This window comes from Archangium violaceum Cb vi76, assembly GCF_000733295.1.
Taxonomy (GTDB): Bacteria; Myxococcota; Myxococcia; order Myxococcales; family Myxococcaceae; genus Archangium; species Archangium violaceum.
The window spans coordinates 1-6412 of sequence record NZ_JPMI01000235.1; the positions used below are offsets into that span (position 1 = coordinate 1).

General features: G+C 68.1%; 5 protein-coding genes. 1 reads left to right on the forward strand and 4 read right to left on the reverse strand.

Features of this window, described 5'->3' with window-relative positions:
- A partial coding sequence (locus Q664_RS62740; RefSeq protein WP_043404618.1) for a transposase occupies positions 1–203 on the forward strand: 203 nt, incomplete at its 5' end.
- Between the two features lie 139 nt (positions 204–342).
- Here the strand turns inward: Q664_RS62740 and mfd are convergent.
- The 4 genes from mfd to Q664_RS32940 form a co-directional block, all read right to left on the reverse strand.
- Complete coding sequence (gene mfd, locus Q664_RS32925; protein WP_043404621.1) at positions 343–3924, reverse strand: transcription-repair coupling factor; 3582 nt, start codon at positions 3922–3924, stop codon at positions 343–345.
- Positions 3925–4045: 121 nt separating this feature from the next.
- The gene (locus Q664_RS32930; protein ID WP_043404624.1) at positions 4046–4240 is read right to left on the reverse strand and encodes a hypothetical protein; all 195 of its coding nucleotides are present in this window, start codon (positions 4238–4240) and stop codon (positions 4046–4048) included.
- 69 nt (positions 4241–4309) lie between these two features.
- Positions 4310–4636, reverse strand: coding sequence for a c-type cytochrome (locus Q664_RS32935; RefSeq protein WP_043404627.1), 327 nt, complete (start codon positions 4634–4636; stop codon positions 4310–4312).
- Between the two features lie 45 nt (positions 4637–4681).
- Complete coding sequence (locus Q664_RS32940; RefSeq protein WP_152622471.1) at positions 4682–6274, reverse strand: hypothetical protein; 1593 nt, start codon at positions 6272–6274, stop codon at positions 4682–4684.
- Positions 6275–6412: the final 138 nt, after the last annotated feature.

Below are 6412 nucleotides of genomic sequence, written 5' to 3' on the forward strand. Positions count from 1 at the left end.
CCGGTGCCCATGTTCTCTTCCTTCCGCCCTACTCGCCGGACCTCAATCCCATTGAATTGCTCTGGAAAAAGCTCAAGGAACTACTCAAGAGCATGGAGGCGCGCACCCGACAGGCGCTCGACGACGCCATTGCCAGGGCCATGGACCTCATCACACATGACGACATCGTCGGCTGGTTTCGGCATTGTGGATATAAGATATAGGAACATTCAACTGACTTCCGTTATGACATCGAAGTGCGCCTCCATTGCTTGGAAACCCCATCAGGGTCTGGTTGTCTGCCGCTAGGAGGGATTATGAATCCACTCCCGACAAGTATCCTTCCCCAATGCTTTCACTTCATCACGCCTCCGGCAGCGCGCAGGTGTGGAGGTCGCGCAGCACCTTCCGGGCCTCGGCGATGAGCGACGGGCCGCGCACCTCGGCGCCTGGCTTCACCACCAGCTTCATGTCCGGGGTGAGCCGGTAGACGCCCTTGGAGCGCTGCACCAGTCCCGCCACCTTCATGCCGTCCAGCAGTGCGTCCGCGCCCAGCGTCACCACCAGCCGGCCCGCGCCTCCCTCCAGCGCACGCAGCCGGAGATCTCTCATGTCGATCTTCAGCAGCGTCTGCTCCGAGAGGTTGTCCACCTCGTCCGGCGCCTCGCCGAAGCGGTCCACCAGCTCCGAGCGCAGGTCCTGGACCTCGTCCGGATTGCTCGCCTGGCTGAAGCGTTTGTAGAAGACCAGCCGCTGGTGCACGTCCGGCACGTAGTCGTCCGGGATGAGCGCCGGTATCGGCAGGGTGATCTCCGGCTCGATCTGCACCCTCGGCGGCTCGCCCCGCACCTCGGCCACCGCCTCCTCCAGCAACTGCGCGTACAGGTCGAAGCCAATCGCCGAGATGGAGCCCGACTGCTCGGAGCCCAGCAGGTTGCCCGCGCCGCGGATCTCCAGGTCGTGGCTCGCGATGGAGAAGCCCGCGCCCAGCTCCGTGAAGCGTTGCAGCACCTCCAGGCGCCGTTGCGCGTCCTTCGTCACCACCCGCCGCGTGGGCACCAGCAGGTACGCGTACGCACGCTCCTTCGAGCGGCCCACTCGCCCTCGCAACTGGTAGAGCTGCGCCAGGCCGAACGTGTCCGCCCGGTTGACGATCATCGTGTTGGCGCTGGAGATGTCGATGCCGCTCTCGATGATGCTGGTGCACAGCAGCACCTGGTGCTTCTTCTCGGTGAACTCCAGCATCGCCTTCTCGAGCTGGCCCTCACCCATCTGCCCGTGCGCCACGCCCACGGAGACGTTCGGCACCAGCCGCTTGAGCATCTCCTCCATCGAGGCCAGCGACTCCACCCGGTTGTGCACGAAGAAGACCTGGCCACCGCGGGCGATCTCCCGCTCGATGGCCTCCTTGATGGTCTGCTCGTCGAACTTCAGCACGAAGGTGCGGATGGCGCGCCGGTCCTGCGGCGGGGTGGCGATGATGCTCATCTCGCGCACGCCCGACATGGCCATGTGCAACGTGCGCGGAATCGGCGTCGCCGACAGCGTCAGCACGTCCACCAACGCGCGCAGCTTCTTGATCTGCTCCTTGTGCTTCACCCCGAAGCGCTGCTCCTCGTCCACCACGAGCAGCCCCAGGTCCTTGAAGGCCACATCCCCACCCAGCAGCTTGTGCGTGCCGATGAGGATGTCCACCTTGCCTTCCTTGGCGCGCTTGAGGATCTCCCGCACCTCGGCGGGCTTCCTCATTCCCGAGATGACATCCACCACCACCGGGTAGTCCTTGAAGCGCTTCTTGAAGGACAGGTAGTGCTGCTGCGCCAGCACCGTGGTGGGTACCAACACCGCCACCTGCTTGCGATCCAACGTGGCCTTGAAGGCGGCGCGCATCGCCACCTCCGTCTTGCCATAGCCCACGTCACCGCAGACGAGCCGGTCCATCGGCTCGGACTTCTGCATGTCGCCGAGCACGTCCTCGATGGCCTTGGCCTGGTCCGGCGTCTCCTCGAACTCGAAGTCCGCCTCGAACTGGGCGAAGTACCGGTCCGGCGCGCTGAAGGCGTGGCCCGCGTGCGCCCGCCGCGCCGCCGCGATGGTGAGCAGGTCCGCCGCCATCTTCAGCAGCTGCTCCTTCACCCGCTTCTTCGTCTTCTCCCAGGACGTGGTCCCCAGCTTGTCCAGCGTCACCTGGGTGGGGTCCCCACCGGTGAACTTCTGGATGAGCCGCATGCGGCTCACCGGGAGGTAGATCTTGTCCTTCCCCGCGTACTCGAGGACGAGGAAGTCCCCGGGCACCCCGTTCACCTGCATCTTCGTCAGGCCCGCGTAACGGCCCAGTCCGAAGTCGGTGTGGACGATGATGTCCCCTTCCTTCAGGTCCTTGAATCCCGAGGCGAACGCATCCAGGCTCTTCGAGCGTCTCGGCCGCCGGCGCGCCCTCGCTCCGAAGATCTCCTCGTCCGAGAGCACGGCGATGCCGCCCGCCCCATCCACGAAGCCGTGGCTCACCTCGCCCGTGAAGAGGTGGGCGAAGACGGAGGGCTCGAAGAGCCTGGCGGCGTCCTCCAGCGGCTCCGTGTGGACGCGCACCATCACGTTCCGGTCCAACAGCAGGCGCTTGAGCCGGTCCGCCTGGCTGAGGGTGCCGCAGGCCACCGCGCAGGCGATCCGCGTGTCCCGCCAGCGCTGGAGCCGCTCGATGAGCGGGGTGAGCGCTCCCTCCTCGCCATGGTGGGCCAGGATGGCCTCGCGCACGTCCTGCGTCGTGCCGAAGGGGAAGAGCACCGGCGGCGCCTCGCCCTGGGTGAGCGACAGGCCCCCGCCCTCCATCACGCGGAAGGCCGTGAGCTGCTGCTCCGCCTGCGCGCGCGTCAGGAAGTGGTCCAGCGGCGGATAGGTGAGCTCCTGCTCCGCGTCGGCGGCCGCGGCCGAGCGCTCCACTTCCGTCCACAGGTCCTCGGCCACGCGCTCGAGCCCCATGGGATCATCCAGGTAGAAGAGCGGCTCGGGGTGCCACTGGCGCAGGTAGTCGAAGACGGTGCCCAGGCCTCCCTCGAAGAAGCCGGGCAGCAGGCCCTCCAGGCCGAAGCCGGGCAGGCCCTCGCGGATGGCATCCAGTCGCTCGCGCAGCTTCGTGGTGGGCAGGTTGATGCGGTCCGCCACGGCTCGAGCGGCGGCCTCGGCGCGCCCACGCGTCTGCTCGGAGAAGATGACCTCGCGCGCCGGCAGGAGGATGATCTCCTTGAGCGTGTCCACCGTGCGCTGCGTCTCCGGATCGAAGGCGCGGATGGACTCGATGGTGTCGCCGAAGAACTCGATGCGGACGGGCTTCTCGTAGAGCGGGCTGAAGACGTCGATGAGGCCACCGCGCACGGAGAAGGTGCCCAGGTCCTCGACGAGCGGGCTGTTCTGGTAGCCCATGTTGGCGAGCTTCCGCGCCAGCTCGTCGCGATCGACGTCCTGCCCCACGATGATGCGCTCGGAGAGCTCCTTCATCACCTGCGTGGGCAGCACCCTGCGCAGCAGGCCGCGCATCGACAGCACGAGCGCGGGGAAGCGCGTGCCCTGGCTCAGGTGGAAGAGGGCACCGAGCCGATCCGCGACGGCATCCGCGTCCGGGGAGAGCTCGTCGTAGGGGAGCACCTCGTCGGCCGGCAGGCGCAGGACGTGGGGCTCGAAGGGCGTGCCCTTGCCCCCCAGGAAGAAGGCGAGATCATGGGCGAGGGCGTCCGCGGCCTCCTCGTCCGTGGCGATGCAGACGAGTGGCGCCTTCAGGGTGCGCGTCAGCCGGGCGAGCGCGTGGCCCCGGGCGGCTCCCTGGAGACCTTGCGTGCGGACACGTTGCCCCGGGCGCAGCAACTCCAGCACACGGGCGAAGGGGTCCCCTGCCACGGGAGGCACACCGAGCGCCTCCCCACCGAGCTTCTGGGTAAAAGGAGTTTCCATCCGAGCGGGCGACCTGGGGCGCCCCCCCGGTAATTAGGAGCCGGACCCGTGTAGGTCAACGGAAGAGCGAGGAGGCCAGTTGGCGACAGGCATTCTGGCTCCCAGGCCTACAACCTCCTACTCAGCCCCGGACCCGGAAGTCCTCGTCATCGTCGTCCTTGTCGTCATCGTCGTCGTCGCCATCCCCGCTGCCTCCACCGTCCAGGAGCGCGGACGGAGAGCGCCAGGCCTCGGTGCTGGCCGTGGCCGGGAGCGGGGCTCCGGTGAGGCTCGCGAGAGCAAGCAGGGAGACGAGGGCGAGAGTGAGGAGACGCATGGGGGGAATACCTCCTGTTGGGGGGACGGCGTGGGCGGAAGGGATATTCACCCCCGGCCGGATGGGGAATCAGCCCTTCTTCATCCCGCGAATGTAGGCGACAAGGGCGTCGATCTGCTGAGGGGTCAGCTTGTCCTTGTAGGCCTTCATCTTCTTGTTGCGCGGGGAGCCATCGGCGATGGCCTCGCGGATGTCGGCGTCGGTCTGGGCCTGCTGCCAGGCCGGCTGGGACATGTCGACGATGGCCTCCTTCTTCCCCATCTGGGTCTGCGCCCGGCCATCCGGCCCGTGGCAGGACTTGCACTTGGCCGTCCAGACCTCGGCGACGGAGTCCTCCTCGGCGTGGGCGGCGGTGGCCAGGGAGAGGGAGAGCAGCAGGGCGAGGCGGATCTTCATCGTGGGGGGCTCCTCGGGAAGACGATACGGCGCGAGGCCGCGGGTTCAGTGTCGGCTGGGCGGAAGGTCAGCGGCCAGTGAAAGTTCACCGCCCTCGTGCGCTGGACAGGCGCGCCGCCACTGGCGGAAGGCCTGCCCCATGAGCAGGGCCGCCAGCACCAGCAGCGTACCCGAGAGCGCCAGCGCGACGAACCGGTGCATCAGGTGCATCCGGAAGGCGAGCCGGACCGGCCACCAGTTCAGGGTCTGATAGTCCGAGGAGAGGAGGACCTGGTCGGGGGCCAGGGACTCGCGGGGCGCGATGAGCCTGCCAGGCCTGCCAGCGAGCGTGTTGCCGAGCGCGTCGAGGCTCATCCCCGGACGGAGGCAGAGGGCCGTGCAGTCACACGTCCAGCTCGAGCAGGTGCGCGAGCCGGTGGCCACGATGGCGGCGCGGGCGTGGTTCTCCGTCGTCGCGGGCAGCGTGACGGAGAGCACCTGGGTGGCCACCGCCAGACCCAGGGCCACGTTGCCCCAGCGGACCCGCTCGAACATGAGCCCGAGCATCGGCGCGAACAAGATGACGATGGCCGCGAGGAAGCGAGGGCCCCACCCGAAGCCGCCGTCCCAGAACGAGTAGCTCGAGAGGAAGACGACGTTCACCGCGAGCACGAGCAGCGCCAGCACGTTCAGTGGAGCCGAGGGGCCGCGGAACACGGTGGCCCTGGCGCGCACGAAGGCCCAGACGAGCACGGCCGCGAGCAGGGGCGAGTAGAGGAAGAAGCCGCGGTAGGGGCTCACCAGGAGCGCGGCGGCCTGCTCGGTCCACCGCTCGGGGACGAAGAACGCCAACTGCTTGTCCTTGAAGAAGAGGCCGTAGCCCGTCTCCAGCGGATGGCCGAACCGGTGGAAGTTGTACCCGAGGAGCCCGGCGAACGTGCCGCCACAGAGCGCCGCCGAGAGCGCGAGCACCTTCGCCCGGGCCCACCCGTTGCGCACCATCAGCACCACGGTCAACACGGCCATGACGGCCAGCGAGGGCGCCGCGGCCCACCGGGTCGCGATGGCGACACAGCCTCCGAGCGCCGCCCACGGGAGCCCCCACTCATCCTTCTTCAGGTAGCGGCTCACGCCGTACAGCCAGAGGCTGAAGCCCAGCGCGACCAGGTTCTCCTCCTGCCCCATGCGGGCGTAGTGCCAGAAGAGGGTGCCGAGCCCCACCGCCACCGTCGCCCTGGCGCTGGCGAGGTGACTCATCCCGAGGTGGCGCAGCGCGCCGAAGCAGAAGGCGAGGGCGAGCACGGACAGCAGGGGCTGGGTGACGAGGGTGATGAGGAACCTCGCCGCGTTGTCTCGCGTGGCCTCCGAGACGGGAAGCAGCTTCGCCACCACGAGGCTGGGGACCATCACCACGGACTGAAGCGGCCCGTAGAAGCTGAAGCGCCTGCCGTCGGGCGTCTGTGCCGTCAGGGAGGGGGAGTCGATCGCTCCGCCCCGGCCCTCGAGCCAGGAGCGGGCCGTGGCGAGCCGCAGCTCGGCGTCACTGCTCTCGAAGCCTCCGGAGGAGGTGGCGACGAACGTGAGCCAGAAGCCCGCGAGCAACAGCAGCAAGGGTGGAATCCGGACCCGCGAGAGACGTGAGGGTTCTGCCTGCGTCATGGGCGCTATCCCCTTTCAGGGAAGTGACCGGATATTCCCTCTCCCCTCGGGAGAGGGTCAGGGTGAGGGTGCCCGTCCCTGTTCTTCAACCCACGGTCCCCAGTGTGGACAGGGGGTTCAACCCGGGATTCGAGGCNC

Coding starts and splice junctions, on each gene's coding strand:
- Q664_RS32940 (WP_152622471.1), bottom strand. CDS start 6,274: ATGACGCAGGCAGAACCCTCACGTCTCTCGCGGGTCCGGATTCCACCC.
- Q664_RS32935 (WP_043404627.1), bottom strand. CDS start 4,636: ATGAAGATCCGCCTCGCCCTGCTGCTCTCCCTCTCCCTGGCCACCGCC.
- Q664_RS32930 (WP_043404624.1), bottom strand. CDS start 4,240: ATGCGTCTCCTCACTCTCGCCCTCGTCTCCCTGCTTGCTCTCGCGAGC.
- mfd (WP_043404621.1), bottom strand. CDS start 3,924: ATGGAAACTCCTTTTACCCAGAAGCTCGGTGGGGAGGCGCTCGGTGTG.